Genomic DNA, 20997 nt, shown 5'->3' with positions numbered 1-20997 from the left:
TGGGCGTGGTGGACGACCTCCCTTACTGTTCCCGCGTGCCGGACGATGCGAATTTCCTGCGCCTTCGCTGGGCGATCCTGGGGCCGCCCCTTGCGACGGTCCTCATGCTTGGTGTCCTCGTTGTGGTCAGCGCGGTGAGGGGCAGTGACCCGGACCTGTGGATGCGTCCGGCGGTGCTGGCTCCGGGCGGCCCGCTGCTGCTGTGCTGGTGGCAGGTGGTGGTCCGTCCACGGCATCGCTGGTGGGCGCTTGGCGTCGCTCTGGCGGTGACGATCGTCGCGTACCTGCTGCTGTACCGGCTGGTCTTGGCAGAACTGCCATTCCCGTGGGCCGGCGTGGTCAGCTTCGCGGTCGCCGGCTGGCTGGGAGCCTTCGCCTACGTCGCGGTCACTCAGCGACCGACGATGCCGTTCTCTCGCGGTAAGGCCGCCGAGGGCAGCACGATCGCGCCGGGCGAGGTGTACGAGGAGCGGTTCGGTTTCACCGGCCGCGACCTGCTGCTAATGCCTACCAGCGTGGTCTTCGTCGCCGTAGGCGTCGCACTTCTCCGCGACGAACCACTCCCCGGCTTGGTTGTCACCGTGTTCGGTGGCGTGTTCCTGCTGCTGCGGCTCGTCAGCGTGCTGAGCTGTCGTGTGGCGCTGCGCGTCGACGCGGCCGGGGTCACCCTGGGGCAGGCGCCGCCCTGGCCGTCCTCACACACCGCGGTGGTGCCGTGGTCCGACATCGAGGCTGTCGTGCTGTGGACGCAGCAGATCGGCCTGCATTCGGTCCCGTACGTCGGCCTGCAGCGGCGCCCGGGTTTGCCGCCGCTGCCGGGCTCGGCGCGCTCGCGCGGCCTGCGGCGGATGAACCAGGCGCTCGTCCCGCACGTGACAAGGGCCGTGATCGCCGACAGCCGGCCGGCGACCTTCTGGCGGTTGCACCGCCCGAGTCTCGAGGCGGCGGTCCGCCACTTCGCACCCGCCGTGGAAATCGTCGACGCGGGCTGAGGGGTATGCCCGGCCGCCGCGCCGGATCGCGCTGATTCACGGCGACTGGCGAAGCATGTCCCATCCGCGCCTCAGCCAGGGCTCCGTACCCTGCCGAAGCACCTCCGCGCAGTGCTCGGCCGTGGTCTGCGCAGGCGTCGCGTCGTCCGACGTTCCAGCCGTGCCGGCACGTCGGTGTCGGCACACGACTGCAACCGATTGACTTTCGATAGGTAACGAGCGAAACTCGATGCATGTTTGTTGAACGTCGAGCGGTAGCCGCTCTCCGCGTCTTTCTCGTGGTGCTGTTCGTGGTCCTGGTCGGGTTCCAGAGCTTCTCGCTGCCGGGGCAGTTCGCGCACATGGCCCAGGAGTCACCCGAGCACGCCTACCTCCGGTGGCCGCTGACCGCCGTGACGGTCTTCTGGGTGCTGTGCGTCCAGGTGGTGATCGTGTCCACCTGGAAGTTGCTCAGCCTGGTCAAGGACGACCGCATCTTCACCGAGGCGTCCCTGAGGTGGGTCGACCTGATCGTCTGGGCCGTCGGCGCGGGGTGGGTGGTGCTGGTGGGCGTCTTCCTCTACGTCGGCTTCAACGCGGACGACCCGGGCGGCCCGATCCTGCTGTTCCTGTTGACGATGGGCGTCACGGTGCTCGGGCTCCTCATGGTGGTGATGCGGGCGCTGCTGCGGCAGGCCACCACGCTGCGGACCGACATGGAGGCGGTGATCTGATGCCCATCATCGTCCGCATCGACGTCGAGTTGGCCAAGCGCAAGATGAGCGTCGGCGAGTTCGCCGAGCGCGTCGGCCTCACCCCGGCGAACGTGGCGGTGCTGAAGAACGGCCGCGCCAAGGCCGTCCGCTTCAGCACCCTGGAAGCGATGTGCCGGGTGCTCGACTGCCAGCCCGGAGACCTGCTCGAGTGGGTCGAGGAGGAAACCCCGTGAGGTACGTCGCCGCCACCCTCGTCGTCGCCCTCGGCGTCGCCGCCGTCGGATACGGAGGAGCCGACGACTCGCCGGGCCTCCAGCTCATCGGCGTCCTGCTCGTCGTGGGCGCCGTGGTGTTCGCGGTACGGACGGCCCGCCGCGGAACGTGACCGCACCAGCTGCCGTGCTCGTAATAACGATCATGTAACGGGCGCGAACCTTTCCCGTAGGTGACCTGTCTTGAAGGTCGTCGGCCCGCCAGGGCCAGGGGAGGCGTCGGATGAAGCTGGTGTGGAGGCGGGCCCGCGAGGCGCGGGGTCTGCTGGTTGCCGCGGTGATCGCCGCCCTGGTGGCCGTAGCGTTGGTCACCGGTCTGTCCGACTACAACCGCCGGGCGGTGGACGCCGGGCAGCGGGCGCTTGTCGCCGCCTCGCCGGCCGAGGAACGCGGCCTGCTGATCAGCGGCGCCGGCGGCCGCGACGCCGCCGAACTCGCCACCCGCGACCAGGCGGTACGGGCCCAGTTCGCCGACGGGCTCGCCGGGGTCCCGGTCACCGTCGCCGGGGCCCGGTACGGCACCGGTCGGGAGCTGACAGGCGACCTCGGCTCGGTGCCCCGCACGGGCGACGAGCCGATCTTCGCGAACCTGGCCACCCTCGACGACCTGGCCGCGCACGCCGAGCTGACGAACGGAGCGTGGCCGCGTCCCGGAGCGAAACCCGTCCAGGTGAGTCTGCCGGAACGGGTCGCGACGACACTCGGCCTGACCACAGGTGACCGGATTCCGCTGCGGGACCGCTCCACCGAGAAGGCAGGCGAGGTGGTGCTCGCCGGCACCTGGCGACCCCGCGACCCGACCGAGGCGTACTGGCTGCTGGCCCCCGGTGTGGGTACGGGCAGCGCCGGTTCGGCCACCTCGTACGGACCGTTCGCGCTGGACCCGGCCGACTTCGCGACCGCCTTCCCGGGCTCGGTGACGGCGTCCTGGCTCGCCGAACCGGGCCTCGGGGGCGTCGACGCCGGTGACCTCGCCGCGGTGCGGGCCGCCGTGAACGCGGCCTCGACGGCGGTGCCCGAGGCCGCCCAACTGGGCAGCTCCGCCCAGACGCTGACGAAGATGGACCAACTGCTCGACCGGATCGCCCGCGCCGACCTGGTGGGACGCTCCGCGCTGGCCACCCCGCTGCTGCTCATCCTGGTGCTCGGCGGGTACGCGCTGGTGCTTGTCGCCGCCCTGCTGCACGAGGACCGTCGTCCACAGACCGCGCTGCTGCGCGCACGGGGTGCTGCCCGGCGCCAACTCGCGGGCCTGGCCGCCCGGGAGGCGACCCTCGTGGTGGCGCCGGCCGCCCTGCTCGGGCCGGTGATCGCCGGGGAGGCGCTGCGGTTCGTCCGGCCCGGAGGTGCGGCGGAACTGTCCACCGCCGGCGGGAACACCACACTGGTCTGGGCGGCTGCCGCGGCCACCGCCGCAGGATGCCTGGTGGCCATGGTCGCGCCGACGCTCCGGGGGGCCGGCACGTACGTGGCCGACATGGCCGCCCGGTCCCGGCCGAACCGGTCGGCGAGTGTCCAGCGGGCAAGCGTCGACCTGGTGCTCGTCGCGCTCGCCGTGCTCGCCTGGGTGCAACTGCGCCGGTACGCCTCACCGCTTGCCGGCTCGAACGGCCGTCTCGGACTTGACCCGCTGCTGGTGGCCGCGCCGACCCTCGGTGTGCTGGCCGGGGCCGTACTGGCGCTGCGGGTGCTCCCGCCGCTGACCCGGTTCGCCGAGCGGTTCGTCGACCGGCGACCGTGGACGGCCACCATGTTCGGCATGTGGCAGGCCGGCCGGCGTCCGCACGCCGGGCCGGTGCTGCTGCTCGCCCTCGCCGTCGGCGGAAGCACCCTGGCCTGGTCGCTTGTCAGCACAGGTGAGCGGTCCCAGGTCGAACAGGCCGGCCACACGGTCGGCGCCGACCTGCGGGTGAGCGAGCGGGCCGGTTCCGCCCCGCCCGGCCGGGCGGGCCAACTCGCCGCGCTACCGGGCGTGCGCCGGGCGCTGCCGGCATGGCGCGACGAGGTACGTGTCGGCCGAGCGGACCTGCCCGTGACCGTGATCGGGCTCGACCCGGCCAGCGCCGCAGGCGTCGTCCGACTCGCCGACCGGCTCAGCGACGAGCCGGTGTCGACGCAGTACCAGCGGATGGCCGCCGCCCGGGGCGCCCCCGCCGGCGTCGAACTGCCCGCAGGCACCCGCGCGATCACCGGCACGGCTCGCACCCCCGTCGGCGAGGCCGACCGGCCACTGAGGATCGCGGTGGCGCTGCTGGTCACCAGCTCCGACGGGCTGTCCTTCCGGCTGCCGGCGGTCAGCGCGACCAGCGACGGACGGGCCGCGCCGTTCACCGTGCAACTGCCGGACGTGGGTGGGGCGCGGCTGCGGCTGGCCGGCTTCGAGGCCGACGGCGGAGCGGCGGCCGGGAACTCGTACCGGCTCCAGGTGGACGGCCTGACGCTCGTCGGCGCGGACGGTGCCACGCGGCCCGCCGAACTGACCGGGGACTGGGTCACGGCGACGGGCCGTCAGGCGACGGGCGGCCAGGCACCGCCCAGGGCGCAGTCCACCGCGACGGGCGTCGCCGCGAGCTTCCCGGTAGAGGTGATCCCCGGCGGGCAGTTCGCCTACCAACCGCCCACCCGGTTCGCCATCGTGCCCGCCGGGCAGATCGCACCCGTTCCGGTGCTGATGACCGCCGCGGTACGTGACGCGTTGAGCCTGCACACCGGCGACACCTTCAACCTGATCCTCTCCGGCGCGTCCGTGCCGGCCCGACTGCTCGGTGAACTGGAGTCGGTGCCGACCACCACCGGCGCGGGCGTGCTGCTCGACCTGCCCACGGCTGTCGACGCGCTGATCCGTGCCGGCGGGACCATCCGGCCGGTGCCCGAGTGGTGGATAGGCGCCGACGACCCGGCCGCCGCGGCCAGCGCCACCGCCGAACTGCCGGGCGTCACAGTCCTCGACAGGCGTGCCGTGATCGACGCCGCCGCCGCCGACCCGTACTGGCGTGGCTCGCGTACCGGCATGCTCGCCGCCGCGCTCGGTGCGGTGCTGCTCGCCCTTGTCGGTCTCATGGTCGACGTGTGGGCCACCGCCAGGCGTCGAGTGGGCGAGTTCGCGGTGCTGCACACCCTCGGCGCGACACCTCGGCTGCTGGCCCGGGCGTTGCTAGCCGAGCAGAGCTTCCTGGCCGGCATCGGCGTCGGGGTCGGGCTGCTGCTCGGCGCCACGGTCGGGGCCACCATGGCTCCGCTTGTCATCCTCACCACGGCCGCCGGCCGGCCGGTGCCCCCGGCGGCATTCGTGCTGCCCTGGGTGCCCATCGGCCTGACCGCGGTCGGCCTGCTGCTGGCGGCGCTCGCCTTCAGCGCGTTCATCGCCGCCGGCATCCGTCAGCGGGTGGCGGCGGTGCAGCTGCGAATCGGGGGAGAACGATGAGCGTCGGCGCGGCCGCCCGCCGGGTTCGGGCGTACGGCGGGCAGTTCCTGCTCCTGGCGGTGCTGACCCTGGTGGTCACCCTGCTGGTCAGCGGAGTGCCCCGACTCGTCAACAGGCTCGCGGAACAGGGGCTGCGGGCACAGCTCACCAGCGAGCCTCCCGTCCGCCGGGACCTTTCGTACACGTCGAACTCCGTCGTTCCCACGACGAAGACGGTCATGGCCGAAGCGCAGGAGCGAGCCGACGGCCTGGCCGCGGGGATGCCGCCGCAGGTGCGTTCGGCAATCACCGAACGGTGGCACCGGGTGGACATGCCGCCGACCCGCGTGCTCGGGGCGGATCTCGCGGCCCGCAACCTGCTTGTCGACCTGGGCCTGCGGGCCATGCCCGGCGTTCAGGACGCCGGCACCCTCGTCGAGGGCGCCTGGCCCAGTGAGACGTACGTTCCGGACCGGCCGATCGAGGTGGCGCTCGACGTCGACGTGGCCCGCAAGCTCAACCTGCGCGCCGGCAGCCGACTGCGCATCGGCACCGTCGATCTCGCGGGCACCTTCAAAGACGCCAAACCAGTGGTGGTGTCCGGGTTGTTCCGGCCCATCGACCGCACGGACGGGATGTGGGACGGACTGCCGCAGCTGCTCCGGATCATCGAACCGGAAGGCGACGGCGACCCGTTCACCATCACCGGCGTGATCGCCCAGTCCACGATGAACAAGCGGGCCGCGGAGGGCTGGCCGACCCAGTCCGAGTGGCGCTACCGACTGGGCGTGGACCGGATCGACGCGCGCCGCCTCAACCAGCTGATCGGCGGCCTGCAGGTGCTGCAGCGCACCCTTCCGCCGGGCTTCACACTGACCATCGGCGTCGACGTACCGCTGCGCGCGTTCGCCGACCAGGTGAACGCCGCCCGTACCCTCCTCGCGGTCATCGGCGCCGGTGTGCTGGCCACCCTGGCCGGACTGATCGTGCTCGCGGCGACCCTGGCCACCCGCAGGCGCCGCTCGGAGTTCGCGTTGATCCGTGCCCGTGGCGGCGCGGCCACCGCCGGCGCCCGGCGAAGTCTGGCCGAGTCACTGCTTGTGGTGCCCGTCGCCGCGCTGCTCGGCTGGCTGCTCGGCACCCTGTTCCCCGGCGCCCCGGATCCGACCGCCCCGTACGCCGCGGCGGCGACGGTCCTGGTCACCCTGGCATTGCCGCTGGCGACGCTTGCCGTGCCGGCCGGCGGGGCGGCCCGCCGTGACCTGGTGCGGATGCGCCCGTCGGCGCGCCGGCTCACCGTCGAGTTCTCCCTGCTACTGCTGGCAGGGCTCGCCGCGGTGCTGCTGCGCCGACGCGGACTCACCCTCGGCGAGGTGGACCCGCTGCTGGTGTCCGTGCCGGTGCTGCTCGCGGTCGCCGCGGCGGTGCTCGCGCTGCGCGCGTACCCCTGGCCCCTGCGGTTGGTCAGCCGGCTTGCCGCGCGGACCCGCGGCACCGTGACGTTCCTCGGCACCGCGCGGGCCGGGCGGTCCGCCGTCGCCGCGCCGCTCGTCGTCGTGGTGCTGGCGATCGGCACCGCGGCGTTCTGCGCGGTAGTCGCGGCCGGCGTCGCCGCGAGCCGCGACCGGGCCGTCGAGCGGACAGTTCCCGCCGACGCGCTGATCCGGGGGGAACGTTTCGCCCCGGACACGGTCGACGCGCTGGCCGGCCTGCCCGGCGTCCAGGCCGTCACGCCGGTGCTGATCGAGCCGGACCAGCGGCTGGCAACCGACGAGATCGGCACCGACGCACGGGTCGGGCAGACCACTGTGCTACTTGTCGACGGCCCCGGACTGGCCCGGGTGACAGGCGACTCCGAGGTCGACGTGACGGTGCCGGACGCGTTGCGCGCGGCCCGCGCCGAATCGGGGCCGCTGCCCGCGATCGTGTCCCCGGCCGTCGCCGCCGACCTGTCGCGGACGGGCCTGGAACGTTCGGCGTTCGTCTTGGTGCAGGGGCAGCGGTACGAGTTCCGGGTCGCCGGCGCGCAGGACAGCTTTCCCCTGTTGGAGGCGAGTACCAGCCGGTTCGTCATCCTGCCCTGGCAGGCGCTGCCGCAGCGGAGTACCACGCCGGTGCCGACCAGCCTGCTCGTCGCCGGAGACCGGCTCGACGTTCAGGCGCTGCGGCAGGCAGGTGACCAGGGTCAGTCGCGGTACCAGCAGCAGGGGGCGGTGACCGGCCGGGAACGGCCGCTCGGGGTCACCGTCGACACCCGAGCGGGCGTACGACGGGACCTCGGTGACGGTGGCGCGAACGGCGTGCTGGCCTTCGGGTTCCTGGCCGGCGCCATCGGCGGCACCGTCCTCGGGCTGCTGGCCATCGCGTTCACCGTGCTGGCCGGCGCGCGGGCCAGGGGGCAGGTGCTCTCCCGGCTACGCACCCTCGGCCTGTCCCGCCGGCAGTGGCGGGGGCTGCTGCTGGTCGAGCTTGCCCCGCTGGTCGGGGTGTCGGTGCTGACCGGCGCGCTTGTCGGCGCGGTGCTCCCGCTGGTGCTCAATCCGGTGCTCGGCCTGTCCGCGTTCACCGGCGGAATGCCGGTCCGGGTGGCGTTCGAACCCGGCCTGGTCGTCGCGGTGGTCGCGCTCGGGGCGGTCGCCCTCGGCTTCGCGGTCGCCGTCGAGGCCCTGAACAACCGCCGGTTGCGCCTCGGTGAGGTGCTTCGGCTCGGAGAGGAGAGCTGAGATGACCGTTACCGCACAGACTCCACTGGTGCCCGACCTGGCCGCCCTGCACCAGAGAGCCGCGCAGCGCGCCGCCGAGCGGGCCGGCGGGCAGGACCGACTTCGCGGGCACATCGTCTGCGACGGTCTGGTGCGCATCTTCAAGACCGAGGGAGTGGAGGTCGTCGCCCTGCAGGGTCTGGATCTGGTCATCGACAGGGGTGAGCTGGTGGCGATCGTCGGCGCGTCCGGCTCGGGCAAGTCGACCCTGCTCAACATCCTCTCCGGTCTGGACACGCCGACCGCCGGCATCGCCCGGGTGGCCGACTACGACCTCCTCTCGCTGTCGGCCAAGCGGCGGCTGAGCTACCGGCGCGAGCTGGTCGGGTTCGTCTGGCAGCAGACCGGCCGCAACCTGCTGCCGTACCTGACCGCGTTGGAGAACGTCGAGTTGCCGATGCAGTTGGCCGGCAAGCGCGGCGGCAAGGCCCGCCGGGAGCGGGCCCGGGAGTTGCTCGACATGGTCGGCGTGGGCTACTGCGCGGATCGCCGGCCGGGTCAGCTCAGCGGCGGCGAGCAGCAGCGGGTCGCGGTGGCGGTGGCGGTGGCCAACGACCCGGAGGTGCTCTTCGCCGACGAGCCGACAGGCGAACTGGACGAGGCCACCGGCGCGGAGGTCTTCGCGGCGCTGCGCACCATCAACGCCGAACTGGGCGTGACCATCGTGGTCGTCACCCACGACCACGCGGTGGCCACCCAGGTCCGCCGGACCGTCGCGATCCGCGACGGCCGAACCGCCTCCGAGGTACGCCGGACCGCGCGCGTCGACGCGGACGGCAACACCGAACTGGTCAGCGAGGAGTACGCGGTGCTGGACCGCAACGGCCGGATGCAGCTGCCGGCAGCGTTCGTCGACGCGCTGTCGCTGAAGGAGCGGGTCCGGCTCGATCTGGAGCCCGACCACGTGCAGGTACGGCCCGGTGACCGGGCCACGGACGAGCGGGAGGCACGGGCGTGAGCGCTCAGGACATGGTGGTGGCCGGAGCGGCCGGGTTCGGCGGCGGCTCCGCGACGCCTGCGGACGAGGTGGTGCGGGTCAGCGGCGTGAGCCGGACCTTCGGGCGCGGCGAGCACGCCGTGCAGGCGGTACGGGATGTCTCGTTCAGCGCCAACCGTGGTGAACTCGTCGCCATCCGGGGTCGCTCCGGGGCCGGCAAGACCACCTTGCTGAACCTCATCGGCGGCCTGGACCGGCCGGACAGCGGCCAGGTAGTGGTGGCCGGGCACGAGGTGACCTCGGCCGGGGAGGCCGAGCTGCTGCGGCTGCGCCGGGGCACCGTCGGGTTCGTGTTCCAGACCTTCGGGTTGGTGCCGATCCTCTCCGCCGCCGAGAACGTCGGCGTGCCGTTGCGACTGGCGCAGGTGCCGGCCGCGGAGCGGGAACAGCGCGTAGCGGTGCTGCTGGAGCTGGTGGGGCTGGGCGGGCACGCGGCGCAGCGCCCGTACGAGCTGTCCGGCGGGCAGCAGCAGCGAGTGGCGGTCGCCCGCGCGCTCGCCAACGAGCCGGACCTGCTCATCGCCGACGAACCCACCGGCCAGCTCGACTCGGAGACCGGCCGCTCCATCATGGACCTGCTGCGCGCGGTGGTGCACGCCCGTGGCATGACGGCCCTGGTGGCCACGCACGACCCGGCCCTGATCGACCTCGCCGACCGGGTGCTCGTCCTGCGCGACGGCCGTCTGGTCGACGACTGACCGAGCCCTTCGGCCGTGGTCGGTGGTCGGTGCTGCGCGGGCCACCCGGCCGCGGCGGGGCGCAGCCGTCGGCCGCGTGGTCCTGGCCGTGGCGCACTCCCGCGCCTGCCGCGCCTGTCGCGCCTGCCGCGCCTGTCGCGCCTGCCGTGTCTGCCGCGCCTGTCGCGTCTGCCGCGGCCTGTCGCGGCCTGTCGCGCGTCTGTCGCGGCCTGTCGCGCGTCTGCCGCGGCCTGTCGCGCGCCTGTCGCGCCTGTCGCGTCTGTCGCGCGCCTGTCGCGTCTGTCGTGTCTGTCGCGCGTCTGTCGCGTCTGCCGCGGCCTGTCGCGGCCTGTCGCGCGTCTGCCGCGGCCTGTAGCGCGTCTGTCGTGTCTGTGCGTGTCCGATGGGTGGCGAGGTGGTGGTGCGTTCTCGCTTTGGAGTTGATGTCGCAGACGAATCGCCGCCCCCGATTCGTTGACGGCATCAGCTCCAAAGCGTCCGAGGAGTGGTGGGTGGGCTTGCCCAAGTCCCGACCGAACCGAACCGAACCGAACCGAACCCGGCCAGGTCGGTCACGCCCGGTCAGGTCAGGTCAGGTCAGAGGGGGAGCTTCATGCCCTCGTGGCTGGCCACGAAGCCGAGGCTCAGGTAGAAGCGGTGCGCGTCGGCGCGGGTCTTGTCGGTGGTGAGCTGCACCAGGGCGCAGCCACGCTCGCGGGCCTGGTCGACGGCCCAGGTCATCAGCTCCCGACCCAGCCCCTGACCGCGTCGGTCCGAGCGGACCCGCACCGCCTCGATCAGGGACCGCTCGGCGCCGTGCCGGCCGAGGCCCGGAATGTAGGTGATCTGAAGGCACCCGACCAGCTCGCCGCCCTGCTCGGCGACGATCAGCAGGTTTCGCGGGTCGGCGCTGATGTCGGCGAACGCCCGCTCATACGCCTCGTCCACCTCGGTGAAGTCGCGGGCCTTGCCCAGGACGTCGTCGGCGAGCAGGGCGATGACGGCGGGCAGGTCGGCGCGTACCGCCTCCCGAAAGATCACGTCGGTCATGCCGGTCAGCCTGGCACAGCTGTCACTTGGCCGGGCAGCGCAGGCCCTCCCGGGGCACGGTCAGGTCGACCAGGTAGGCGTCGACAGCGTCGGTGATGCAGGAGGTCTGCGGGTACGCGGTGTGCCCCTCACCCTCCCAGGTGAGCACCCGGCCCACTCCCAACATCGAGGCGAGGCGGCCGGTCTGCTCGTACGGCGTCGCGGGGTCACCTGTCGTGCCGACCACCACGACCGGCGGCGCGCCGTCGGCCCGGCCGGTCGGGTACGGGTCCCGATCACCCGGCCACTCGACGCAGCTCAACATGCCGACCGCGAGCGCCGGACCGAACAGCGGATACTTCGTGCGCCACTGCGACTGCAACTGGCGGATCTGCTCCCGGCTCGGCTTCTCGGTCTCGTCGGCGCAGTTGATGGCGAGGTTGGCGTCGAACAGGTTCGAGTAGTGCCCGTCGCCTTCCCGGCCGGCGTACGAGTCGGCGAGGCGGAACACGTCCTTCGGGTCGCCCTCGGCCAGCCGGTCGATGGCGCGGGCCAGCTCCTGCCAGCCGGCCTCCGTGTAGAGCGAGGAGATGACCGCGTAGAAGACCCAGCCTGCCGTGGCCTCCCGCCCGTCGTCGCCGCGCACCGGGGAGACCTTGGCCTTGTCGATGGCAGAGGTCACTGCCGCTCGGGCGTCCGGGGCGATCGGGCAGCGCGCGGCGTTGGCGGCGCACCAGCGGGTGAAGTTGTCGAAGGCCCGTTCGAACCCGCGGGCCTGGCTCTCCGACCCGGCGACCAGCCGCTGCTGCGGGTCGACGGCGCCGTCGAGCACCAGCGCGCGCACCCGCTGCGGGTAGAGCTGGGCGTAGATCGCGCCGAGCAGCGTGCCGTACGAGTAACCCAGGTAGGTGAGCTTGTCGTCGCCGACCGCGGCGCGGACCGCGTCCATGTCCCGGGCGGCCTGCTCGCTGCCGTACAGCGGCAACTGGTCGCCGTAGCGGTCCCCGCAGCCGCGCCCGATGCGCTGGCTCAACCCGGCGAAACCGTCGAACGCCGCCTGGCTCGCCGGATCCGGGTCGTAGCCGAAGCTGGCGTCCAGGTCGGCGTCGGAGATGCACTTCACCGGACTGGACCGGGAGACTCCGCGCGGGTCGAAGCCGACGATGTCGAAACGTTCGGTGACCGAGCTGGGCAGCCCGCCGAACTGAGGGCCGAAGGACAGGTAGACGGCGGTGTCCACACCGGAGCCGCCCGGGCCGCCGGGATTGACCACGAGCGAGCCGATCCGGTCCCGCTGCTTGGTGGACCGGGCCCGCAGCAGGGCGATCTCGAAGGTCTGCCCGGCGCCCGGCCCGGCGGTCGCCCCGCCGCCGGTGCCCCAGTCCCGGGGAACCGTGATCCGGGCGCACTCGTAGCGCATGTCCGGCGCGCCCCGTCCGACCAGGTCCTCGGCCGCCTCCGGGCAGGCCCGCCAGGACGGCGAGGAGCCGGCCGGCGCCGCCGCGCCCTCCACATCGGTGCGCGGCGCGAACGCGGGCAGCGTGCAGCCGGCGGTGAGCAGCGCCGCCACGGCGAAGGCGACGAGGCTGCGACGGACCCGGCGACTGGTCGCCATCCGAGGCTTGTCGGCGGTGCGGCTCACGTGATCCTCCGGTGTCGGGTCGACGGCCAGGCTACGCCGGACCGGTGGCGGCCCGATCGAGGGTGACCGCCGGATCGCCGCGCAGCACCTGGTCCACGTCGAAGCGGATCGGGCGGTCGAGCTGGTCGTAGCGGCAGGAGCGGGGATCGCGGTCCGGCCGCCACCTGACGAACTGGGCGGTGTGCCGGAACCGCTCACCCTCCATCGCGTCGTAACCCACCTCGACCACCAGCTCCGGGCGCAGCGGCTCCCACTCAAGGTTCTTGGTGCCGGTCCACCGGCTCACCCCACCCGGAATGCGCTGGCCGCGCTCGTGGTCGCCGTGCACCCACGGGTGCTCGCCGGCGGTGTCGCGGTAGGGGGCAAGCTCGTCGAGCAACTCGGCGCGGCGGGCCATGCTGAACGACGCGCTCACCCCGACGTGGTGCAGGACGCCCGCGTCGTCGTAGAGGCCGAGCAGCAGCGAGCCCACCACCGGGCCGGACTTGTGCCAGCGGAAGCCGGCCACCACCGCGTCGGCCGTACGGGCGTGCTTGACCTTGAACATCAACCGCTTGCCCGGCTCGTACGGCAGGTCGGCCGGCTTGACGATCAGCCCGTCCAGCCCGGCGCCCTCGAAGACGTCGAACCAGCGGCGTGCCGTCTCCGGGTCGGTCGTGACCTGGGTGACGTGCACCGGTGGGCGTACCCCGGCCAGCGCCTGGACCAACCGCTCCCGCCGGCGCGGATACGGCTGGTCGAGCAGCGCCTCGTCACCGATCGCCAACAGGTCGAAGGCGACGAAGTCGGCGGGGGTGGTCTCGGCGAGCAGCTTCACCCGCGACGCCGCGGGGTGGATGCGCTGGGCCAGCAGCTCGAAATCCAGCCGGGGCTTGCCGGACGGCCCGTCCCGGCGGATCACGATCAGCTCGCCGTCGACCGCGCACCGCTCGGGCAGCTGACGGCGGGCCTGGTCGACCACCTCGGGGAAGTAGCGGGTCATCGACTTGCCGCCCCGGCTGGCCAGCTCGACCTCGTCGCCGTCACGGAAGACGATGCACCGGAACCCGTCCCACTTGGGTTCGTAGGTCACCCCGGCGGTGGTGGGCAGCTTCGGGACGCTCTTGGCCAGCATCGGCTCGACGGGCGGGTTGATCGGCAGGTCCACGGCGACCAGTCAATCAGACGGGGCCGACAGTCGTGAGGCAGATCACCGTGGGTGCGGCGGTGGCGTGTCCGCCCGCGCGACGCCCGTCCCGGGTGGGCGAATCGGATAACCGCAGGTCAGAGCTAGTTTCGCGGGGTGTCCGAGTGGGTCTGTGACTGCTGCGGGCGGTGGCGGGTGAGCGTGGAGCTGATCCGGGGCCGCTACCGCTACCGGCTGACCCGCCGCTACCCGCAGCGGTTCGGCGGTGGCCGCAACGTGCTCGGCGAGGTCGGCTCCGTGGCGGAGCTGGAGGAGCTGCTGCGTCGGCGTACCCCGTTGAGCCTTGCGGACCTGCGCGAGGCCGCCTGACCCCGCGCGGCCTGCCGACCCGCGGCCCGCCGATCGGACTGGCCGACGATCGGACCGGCCGGTGGATGCCGCCGTCACGATCCACCGGGCAGCGTCGTCGGCAGGGCGTGGCGCCGGTCGGCGCCGCCGGGGAGGGGACGTGATGCGGTTCGAAGCGGGTACGGAGATCGCCGCCGATGCCGAGCGGGTCTGGGCGGTGCTTGTCGACGTGGAGCGGTGGCCAGAGTGGACGGCCTCGGTGAGTCGGGTCGAGCGGGGTGAGTCGGGGCCCCTCGCGGTCGGCGCGACGGCCCACCTCACCCAGCCGAAACTGCGGCCGGCGGTGTGGCGGGTCACCGAGCTGACCGAGGGGCGGGAATTCACCTGGGCCTCCGACGCCCCGGGGGTGCGCACGCGCGGCGAGCACCTGTTGGTGCCGCTGCCCGACGGGCGTACCCGGGTCGAGCTGGCCATCGACCAGGCCGGGCCGCTCGCCGGGCTGATCGGCCTGCTGTACGGCGGTCTGCTGCGCCGCTACCTGCGCCTGGAGGCCGACGGGCTCACGGCCCGAGCCGAGCGGAGCTGACGACAGGCTTCTCGAGCACGGCAAGCGAGATGCCGTCGCGGCCCGGCCGGTGCGTCACGACCCGGTAGCCCCGCCGCTGATAGAGGCGCAGGTTGCCGGTGCTGTCCGCGCCCGTGAACAGGGTGAACAGGTCCACCTCGGCCGGGCAGGCCGCCTCGATCGCGGCGAGCAGCCGCCCGCCGATGCCGCGCCCCTGCTGGTCGGGGGCGACCGCCAGTCGCCCGATGTGCGCGGTTCGCCCGTCCAGGTGGGCCCGCACGGAGCCGACCAGCCGGTGTCCCAGCCGGGCGGCGAGGACTGTGGTCGGGCCGGTCAGCACCGCCCGGACCTCGTCCAGCGTCTCGCTAAGCGGCGGCAGGAACGGATCGGTGTACTGCTGTGCCTCGGTCAGGTACGCGGCGCGCTGCACGGTGAGGATCTCACCGGCGTCCGCGACACCGGCCGGGCCGATGCGGGGCTCGACGCTCATCCGTGCAGCACACCACAGCCACCCGCCTCGTCCACCGGCGGCCCGACCGCCCCGGCCGTACCCTGGCCCGTGTCCGGACGACGGGGAGGGGGAGGGGTGGCCGAGCTGACGTACCCGGAGGTGGGACGGACCTGGCACGGCGCGCTGCCCGACGGATACCACCACCTGCGCCACCGGACCCCACTGCCGGCAGGCTGCTTCGAGGCCGCGGCCGAGGCGGTGCTGACGTGGCGGCTGCACCGCGCCGCCGGGGTCCGGATGCGCACCGACGCGACGCGGGCAACCGAGGGCGCGCTGGTCACGGCCGGTCTCGGTGTCGGGTCGGCCCGTCTCTGGGGGCCCTGCCGGGTCGTCTGGAGCGAGTCGTCGCCCACGCTCGCCGGCTTCGGCTACGGCACCCTCCCCGGCCATCCCGAACGGGGTGAGGAGGCGTTCGTGGTCGGCCGCGACGACGCCGGCACGGTCTGGTTCGAGGTACGCGCGTTCAGCCTCCCGGACCGCTGGTTCACCCGCGCGGCCGGCCCGACCGTCCGGGCGGCGCAGCACACGTACGCCTGGTGGCTCGGCCGTACCCTGCGTCGGCTCTGCGCCGGCCGCTGACCGCCGCCCGGCCTCAGAACCGGGCGAACGAGCGGATCGGGGCGCGCGGGCCGTACTTCGGTGCCTGGATGCCGGCGGCCGCAAGCAGCAGACAGACTCGGCCCCGGTGGCCCCGGAACGGCTCCAGCAGGGCGAGCATCCGAGCGTCGTCACCCCTCGGTTCGTCGGCGAGCGCCCAGGCCACCGTGTTCGGGATGTGGTAGTCGCCGACGCTCACCGCGTCCGGGTCGCCGTAGGCGACGCGGACCACCTCGGCGGCGGTCCACGGGCCGATGCCCGCGATGGCGGTCAACCGGCGGGTGGCCTCGGTGGCGTCCACGCAGCGCTCCAGCCGGTCCGCGAGCGCGGCGGCGCGGCGCAGCGTGTCGGCCCGGCGCTGCTCCACGCCGAACGGGTGGAACACCCAGTACGGGGTGGCGGCCACCGCGCCGGCCTCCGGCGGCAGCAGCAGCGGTTGCAGCGGGCCGGGCGCGGGCTCCCGGAAGTGCCGCACGGTCGCCGCGTACGCCCGGTACGCCTCCTTGCCGGTGACCTTCTGCTCGAAGACCGCCCGCAGCAGCCGGGGGAAGACCTGCCCGGTGGTGGGCATCCGCAGCCCCCGGTGCTCCCGGGCCAGCCGGGCGACGAGGGGGTGCGTCGCCGCCAGTTCGGCGAAGCCGGCCAGGTCGTCGTGCAGCCCGGCGATCGCGTCGGCGCGACCCACCACGTGCTCGGCGCCCGGCCCGTACCCCTCGGCGAGCAGCTCACCGCCGGCCGGCCGCAGAGCGAGGGTGGCCGGCCCGTCCGGGGTGCGGGTCGCCCACCAGAAGGTGCCGGCGGCGATGCGCGCACACGGGTCGTACGGGCTGAAGGTCAGGGCGCGGACCGACGCGGCCAGCCGGTACCCGACCGGCGGGTGCAGCACCCGGGTCGCGGCGGGCTCGGTGTCGGTCATCCCGCCACTCTTCCAGGTCGGGGCGCGACCACCGGCACCGCAGGCCCCGGACACGACGGTGGCCGGCCGCGCCCTCCCCGGCTGCGACCGGCCACCGTTCCGTGGCGTTGTCGGGATCAGTACGAGTAGCCCGAACCGCCGGAATCGCTCGTCCCGCTGTTCGCCGGCGGCGCGACGGCCTTCGGCGTGGAGGTGGGCAGGCAGGTGAGGTTCTTCTTGCCGTTCTGGTCGACCACGAACCAGGTGCCGCCGACGGCCTGACCCTTCCACTGGCCTGGCTTCTTGTCGCCGATGTAGCGGTACACGGGCCAGCCCCCGATGGTGAGCTGCCGGGTGCCGTCCTGTCGGGTGACGCTGCCGACCTTGTCGTCGGAGAGGCCGGTGAGCTGCGGGTTACCGTCGGTCAACGCCGGCGGCCACACCTGCGCGCACTTGTCGACGCAGTTCGACGCGGGCGGGTCGGCGGAGTCCTTGTCGAAGCGGTACAGGACCCAGCCGTCCTGGTCGGTCACGACGTTGCCCATCCGGGCGATCTTCTTGCCGATCAACTGCTCGGTCAGATCGACGTCCGCGGGCGGCGGCGCGTCGGCGACAGGCGCCTCCGCGGATGCCGACGCCTCGGGTTCCGCCGACGCGGTGGGCTCGGCCGCGGCGACGGCGACCGGCTCGGCCGCGCTCGAGTTCGCCCCGTCGTAACCCGCGGGAGCGCAGGCCGTTAGTGCGACCATCGCGCTCGCGACGATGACGGTCCGCTTCATCTGTGCCACGTGCCCTCCTCATTCTTGGCAGTTCACCCATAGGTACGGCGGGCGGGCTGTCAAGGTTGAAGCAGTAACAGTGGTCAATTTCACTCGACCTGATTGAACCAAAATGGGTGGCCATCCGTACGGCTCCGCGCGGGACCTCCGACGACACAGAAAAATCGGCGCCGGCCATTGGGAAATGACCGGCGCCGAGGATGGTACGCGACCCTACATGGGCACCGTGACCAGCGGACTGGCCACACCGTTGCCGTCGACCGACTGCACCTGGAGCTGCTTGATGTCACTCGTCAACGCCGACGTCGACGCACTCAGCTCAAGGCCCTGCGGACGACTGTTCGTGCCGTACCCGCCGTCGGGCACCGACCACGTCGAAATAACCTCGGTGGTGGCGTTCTTGCGCACCACCACCAGTCGGCAGATTCGTGGGCCGGGCAATTTCCGCAGGCTGAAATTGATGCGGGTGCCGTACTCCCGCTCGACCAGGAACATCGTCGTCTGCACGCCGGTCGTCGGATCGGTGGCGTCGACCTGGTCGCCCTCCTCCTCGGTGCCGCCGACGCCCGGCCCGCTCGGCCGCGCGGTCGGCGCGCTCGTCGGCGGGTCGTTGGCCGCCGCGCTCGTCGTCGGATCCGCCAGAACCCCGGGGTTCTCGTCACCTGCCACATTCACGAAGCCGTAGCCCGTCAGACCGCCGAAGACCACCACCGCCGCGGCGGTCGCGAGCAACTGACGAAACCGGGTGCGCCGCCGGTCGGCCCGGACCGCGACCAACGTCCGGTCCAGCAGCGCCGGATCGGTGGCGGTCTGCTCCAGCGCCATCATCGTCTCGCCGTCGATGCCGGAGAGCAGCCCGACCACAGGCACCATCGTCTCCAGCTCGGCCGCACACGCCCAGCACGCGGCGAGGTGCTCCTCGAACCGCTCGGTGTCCTGCTCGTCGAGCACGCCGAGCGCGTACGCGGCGACATCCATGTGGTCCGGCCGGCTCATTCTGTCACCCCCCGCTCCTGCAGAGCCGTGCGCAGCGCGCGCAGCGCGTAGTAGACCCGCGACTTGGCGGTGCCCAGCGGAAGCCCCAACTCCTCGGCAGCCTCCGGCACCGTCCGCCCCCGGAAGTACGTCGCGATCAGGATCTCCCGATGCGACTGACTCAGCGTACGCAGCGCGTCCGCCACCGTCATCGTGCGCAGCACCCGGTCGGTGCTGTCCGCCTCGGCGAACGCGGTCAGGTCCCGGTCGTACGTCTCCGGCGGCCGGGCCTCCTGGCTGCGGTGCTCGTCGATGGCGATCCGACGGGCCACGGTGACCAGCCACGGCCGCAGCGAACCCTGCCCCTGCGCGCCGAGGCGGTGCGCGTTACGCCAGGCCCGCAGCAGCGTCTCCTGCACGATGTCCTCCGCGCGCTGCCGGTCCCCCCCGGTGAGTCGCATGACGAACATCAGCAACGGGCCGGCGTGCTCCGCGTAGAGCAGCCGGATCAACTGGTCGGAGTGGTTCGCCTCGGTTGTCGTCGCCTGGTGGCGCCCGGGCGCCGGTCGGGGCGTCACCGGACCATTTTGGCGAGACGTGGCTCGGGCGTCGACCCCCCGGGCAGACGAGGTCGACCGCGACGACGACCGCGCGGACAACCAGTCTGCGCGAACCGCGTCGCCATGCCAACCGGCCGCCACCGCATGCATGCAGACCTCCGGGATGTCCGTGACCAACGCCGCCCCCACAAGGCGGGCCGCCCGGTGGTACGCAGCGCCGCCCCGAGCGGATCAACAAACCGCGAAAAAAAGTTCGACGGCGTGGTCGGCGGGCGCGGACCAGGCCGGCCGGGAGACTCCGGTGGGTCGGTCAGCGGCGGACGGAGAACAGCCCCGGCGGCGGCGGATCCGAGCCGGTGGCATCCGCGTCGCGCACCACCGCCGCGCCACCGACGAAACGGTCCAGCTCGTCACCTGCCACCACCCGGCCGGGGAACCAGTCCCCGGCCGCCCGCCGGGTCAACGCCTGCACCGGAGGCGTCGTCCGCCCGGCGACGAGCACCAGGTTGCCGTACCGGCGACCGCGCAGCACCGCCGCGTCACCGACCAGGCACGCCTGGGGCAGCACCGAGCGGACCGTGGCGACCTGACCACGGGCGTACCGCAGCGGCGGACCGTCGGCCAGGTTCGCCAGCAGCCAGCCCGCCGGGCGGAGCACCCGGGCCACCTCGGCGGCGTACTCCACCGACGTGAGGTGCGCCGGGGTGCGGGCGCCGGCGAAGACGTCGGCGACCACCACGTCGTAGCTGGCGTCCCGGGTCGAGGCCAGCACCGCCCGCGCGTCCTGGACGCGGACCCGCAGCCGGGCGTCCGCCGGCCACGGCAGCGCGCGGCGCACCAGCTCCACCAGCGCACCGTCCACCTCGGACACCCGCTGCGTGGACCCGGGCCGGGTGGCCGACACGTAGCGGGGCAGGGTCAGCGCGCCACCGCCGAGGTGCAGCACCCGCAGCGGCTCGCCGGGCGGCGCGACCAGGTCCAGTGCGGCGCCCAGCCGCCGGACGTACTCGAACTCCAGATGCGTGGGGTCGGTCAGGTCGACGTGCGACTGCGGCGCCCCGTCCAGCAGCAGCGTCCACGAACCGGCCCGGTCCGGCGACGGCACCAACTCGGCCCGCCCGGTGTCCACAGGCTCGACCACCCGGTCGTCCGCTCGTTTGCGCCCCACCGCTACCCGTCCCCGCTCAGCGACCGACGCGCGCCGCGGTGCTCAACGCGCGGTGCAGCAGACGGGAATCGCCGAGCAGCGCCCGCAGGCGGCGCTCCAGACCGGCGATCGGGACGAGGTTCTGCGGCGCCCGCGGATCCTTGTACGGAGTCGACGCGAACCGGGGCAGCGTGACAAGCGACAGGTCGGCCAGGTCGATAGCCGCCTCGACGGGCAGGTCGGCGGAGCACTCCACACGGACGATCCCGGCCCACGGCGCACCCGCGGCCACCGGCAGCCGCAAATACCACGACCAGCCACCCCAGGCCGTGCCGAGCCGGAACACGGGCGACCGCTCCTTGGACGCCAGACCGGTCACCACCGCCGTCAGCCGGGCATCCAGATATTGACTGTGCTGGGTCTTGATGTAGCCGAGCGTGCGCGGCAACTGGCGGCGACTGCGCAACGGGCCGTCCACCACCAACAGGTCACCGTCGACCCGGGCCGCGTCGGACACCGCCACCTCCAGCGCCGTCAACGGGCCCTGCACGGCCGCCGGCAGCTTCGCCAGCTCGCCGGTGCCGCCCACCCGGTGCACCGGGTAGCGGATCGAACCCGCCACCACGTCCTGCGCCGACGGGCTCGCCGTGAACAGACCCCGGCCCACCCGCGTACCCGCCAACTGGGCCGCGCCCCGACCGAGGTCGCAGCGGACCACCCCGGCCGCGTACGAGGCCGCCACACCGGGAAACGACCCGCCGTCCGCCTCGGCCGTCCAGATGCTCGCGTCGATCCGGCGAACGCCGTCGACGAGCAGCACCACGTCCGGGGCCCGCACGTCCGCGCGGACCTCTATCGCCCGCCAGTCGACTGCCGGCAGCTCCACGTCGGCGTCGACCTGCGCGCTGCTCGGCGCCGCAGGCCCGGACGCGGACGCCTCGAACGACGCCCCGTACGCCGGATCCCACGAGTCGACGAAGAACGCGGCGTCGCTCACCCGGCCGACCTCTCGCTCGCGCCCGCGG

21 protein-coding genes are annotated in these 20997 nt (G+C 73.3%); 11 read left to right on the top strand and 10 right to left on the bottom strand.

What is annotated here, in order from left to right:
- Window positions 1–5 precede the first annotated feature (5 nt).
- The 8 genes from OOJ91_RS32095 (at window position 6) to OOJ91_RS32060 (ending at window position 9819) form a co-directional block, all read left to right on the top strand.
- Window positions 6–992: a hypothetical protein gene (locus OOJ91_RS32095; protein ID WP_266250974.1), complete on the top strand. Its 987-nt coding sequence runs from the start codon at window positions 6–8 to the stop codon at window positions 990–992.
- A gap of 233 nt (window positions 993–1225) precedes the next feature.
- Window positions 1226–1705 (top strand): DUF2975 domain-containing protein, encoded by a 480-nt coding sequence (locus OOJ91_RS32090; RefSeq protein WP_266250973.1) that lies wholly within the window; start codon window positions 1226–1228, stop codon window positions 1703–1705.
- Window positions 1705–1920, top strand: coding sequence for a helix-turn-helix domain-containing protein (locus OOJ91_RS32085; protein WP_007457017.1), 216 nt, complete (start codon window positions 1705–1707; stop codon window positions 1918–1920). The genes OOJ91_RS32090 and OOJ91_RS32085 overlap by 1 nt, the downstream gene beginning before the upstream one ends.
- Window positions 1917–2072 carry a hypothetical protein gene (locus tag OOJ91_RS32080; RefSeq protein WP_266250972.1) on the top strand — a complete coding sequence of 52 codons (156 nt, stop codon included), beginning with the start codon at window positions 1917–1919 and terminating at the stop codon, window positions 2070–2072. The genes OOJ91_RS32085 and OOJ91_RS32080 overlap by 4 nt, the downstream gene beginning before the upstream one ends.
- Before the next feature lie 110 nt (window positions 2073–2182).
- Window positions 2183–5383: an FtsX-like permease family protein gene (locus OOJ91_RS32075; protein ID WP_266250971.1), complete on the top strand. Its 3201-nt coding sequence runs from the start codon at window positions 2183–2185 to the stop codon at window positions 5381–5383.
- On the top strand, window positions 5380–8085 hold the full coding sequence (locus OOJ91_RS32070; RefSeq protein WP_266250970.1) for an FtsX-like permease family protein: 2706 nt from the start codon (window positions 5380–5382) through the stop codon (window positions 8083–8085). The genes OOJ91_RS32075 and OOJ91_RS32070 overlap by 4 nt, the downstream gene beginning before the upstream one ends.
- 1 nt (window position 8086) lies before the next feature.
- Complete coding sequence (locus tag OOJ91_RS32065) at window positions 8087–9082, top strand: ABC transporter ATP-binding protein (protein ID WP_266250969.1); 996 nt, start codon at window positions 8087–8089, stop codon at window positions 9080–9082.
- 11 nt (window positions 9083–9093) lie between these two features.
- A complete protein-coding gene (locus tag OOJ91_RS32060) occupies window positions 9094–9819 on the top strand; it encodes an ABC transporter ATP-binding protein (protein WP_266251537.1) in 726 nt (241 codons plus the stop codon).
- A 576-nt stretch (window positions 9820–10395) separates the two neighbouring features.
- Here OOJ91_RS32060 and OOJ91_RS32055 read toward each other — a convergent pair.
- The 3 genes from OOJ91_RS32055 to OOJ91_RS32045 are packed head-to-tail and all read right to left on the bottom strand — an operon-like array spanning window position 10396 to window position 13616.
- Window positions 10396–10848 carry a GNAT family N-acetyltransferase gene (locus tag OOJ91_RS32055; RefSeq protein WP_266250968.1) on the bottom strand — a complete coding sequence of 151 codons (453 nt, stop codon included), beginning with the start codon at window positions 10846–10848 and terminating at the stop codon, window positions 10396–10398.
- A 22-nt stretch (window positions 10849–10870) separates the two neighbouring features.
- The gene (locus OOJ91_RS32050) at window positions 10871–12442 is read right to left on the bottom strand and encodes an alpha/beta hydrolase (protein ID WP_266251535.1); all 1572 of its coding nucleotides are present in this window, start codon (window positions 12440–12442) and stop codon (window positions 10871–10873) included.
- A 58-nt stretch (window positions 12443–12500) separates the two neighbouring features.
- The gene (locus OOJ91_RS32045) at window positions 12501–13616 is read right to left on the bottom strand and encodes an ATP-dependent DNA ligase (RefSeq protein WP_266250967.1); all 1116 of its coding nucleotides are present in this window, start codon (window positions 13614–13616) and stop codon (window positions 12501–12503) included.
- 135 nt (window positions 13617–13751) lie between these two features.
- On the opposite strand from OOJ91_RS32045, the gene OOJ91_RS32040 reads away from it, so the two are divergent.
- Window positions 13752–13964, top strand: a complete 213-nt coding sequence (locus OOJ91_RS32040) for a hypothetical protein (RefSeq protein ID WP_039905709.1) — start codon at window positions 13752–13754, stop codon at window positions 13962–13964.
- Window positions 13965–14106: 142 nt separating this feature from the next.
- The gene (locus tag OOJ91_RS32035) at window positions 14107–14529 is read left to right on the top strand and encodes an SRPBCC family protein (RefSeq protein ID WP_266251532.1); all 423 of its coding nucleotides are present in this window, start codon (window positions 14107–14109) and stop codon (window positions 14527–14529) included.
- On the opposite strand, the gene OOJ91_RS32030 is transcribed toward OOJ91_RS32035, so the two are convergent.
- Window positions 14504–14998: a GNAT family N-acetyltransferase gene (locus tag OOJ91_RS32030; RefSeq protein ID WP_266250966.1), complete on the bottom strand. Its 495-nt coding sequence runs from the start codon at window positions 14996–14998 to the stop codon at window positions 14504–14506. The two genes, OOJ91_RS32035 and OOJ91_RS32030, sit on opposite strands and share 26 nt — an antisense overlap.
- Before the next feature lie 96 nt (window positions 14999–15094).
- On the opposite strand from OOJ91_RS32030, the gene OOJ91_RS32025 reads away from it, so the two are divergent.
- Window positions 15095–15598 carry a DUF1990 family protein gene (locus OOJ91_RS32025; RefSeq protein ID WP_266250965.1) on the top strand — a complete coding sequence of 168 codons (504 nt, stop codon included), beginning with the start codon at window positions 15095–15097 and terminating at the stop codon, window positions 15596–15598.
- Window positions 15599–15611: 13 nt separating this feature from the next.
- On the opposite strand, the gene OOJ91_RS32020 is transcribed toward OOJ91_RS32025, so the two are convergent.
- From OOJ91_RS32020 to OOJ91_RS31995, 6 genes are all read right to left on the bottom strand, one after another.
- On the bottom strand, window positions 15612–16532 hold the full coding sequence (locus OOJ91_RS32020; protein ID WP_266250964.1) for a DNA-3-methyladenine glycosylase family protein: 921 nt from the start codon (window positions 16530–16532) through the stop codon (window positions 15612–15614).
- A gap of 116 nt (window positions 16533–16648) precedes the next feature.
- Window positions 16649–17299 carry a COG4315 family predicted lipoprotein gene (locus OOJ91_RS32015; protein ID WP_266250963.1) on the bottom strand — a complete coding sequence of 217 codons (651 nt, stop codon included), beginning with the start codon at window positions 17297–17299 and terminating at the stop codon, window positions 16649–16651.
- Window positions 17300–17503: 204 nt separating this feature from the next.
- The gene (locus OOJ91_RS32010; RefSeq protein ID WP_266250962.1) at window positions 17504–18286 is read right to left on the bottom strand and encodes an anti-sigma factor family protein; all 783 of its coding nucleotides are present in this window, start codon (window positions 18284–18286) and stop codon (window positions 17504–17506) included.
- Window positions 18283–18975 carry a sigma-70 family RNA polymerase sigma factor gene (locus OOJ91_RS32005; RefSeq protein WP_266250961.1) on the bottom strand — a complete coding sequence of 231 codons (693 nt, stop codon included), beginning with the start codon at window positions 18973–18975 and terminating at the stop codon, window positions 18283–18285. The genes OOJ91_RS32010 and OOJ91_RS32005 overlap by 4 nt, the downstream gene beginning before the upstream one ends.
- 160 nt (window positions 18976–19135) lie before the next feature.
- The gene (locus OOJ91_RS32000; RefSeq protein ID WP_266250960.1) at window positions 19136–19993 is read right to left on the bottom strand and encodes a spermidine synthase; all 858 of its coding nucleotides are present in this window, start codon (window positions 19991–19993) and stop codon (window positions 19136–19138) included.
- 16 nt (window positions 19994–20009) lie between these two features.
- Window positions 20010–20969: a hypothetical protein gene (locus OOJ91_RS31995; RefSeq protein ID WP_266250958.1), complete on the bottom strand. Its 960-nt coding sequence runs from the start codon at window positions 20967–20969 to the stop codon at window positions 20010–20012.
- Window positions 20970–20997 lie beyond the last annotated feature (28 nt).

It is taken from the genome of Micromonospora lupini, from assembly GCF_026342015.1.
In the GTDB taxonomy this organism is placed as follows: Bacteria; Actinomycetota; Actinomycetes; order Mycobacteriales; family Micromonosporaceae; genus Micromonospora; species Micromonospora lupini_B.
The sequence above is the reverse complement of the archived record's forward strand: the minus strand, read 5'-3'. Positions and strand labels throughout refer to the sequence as shown.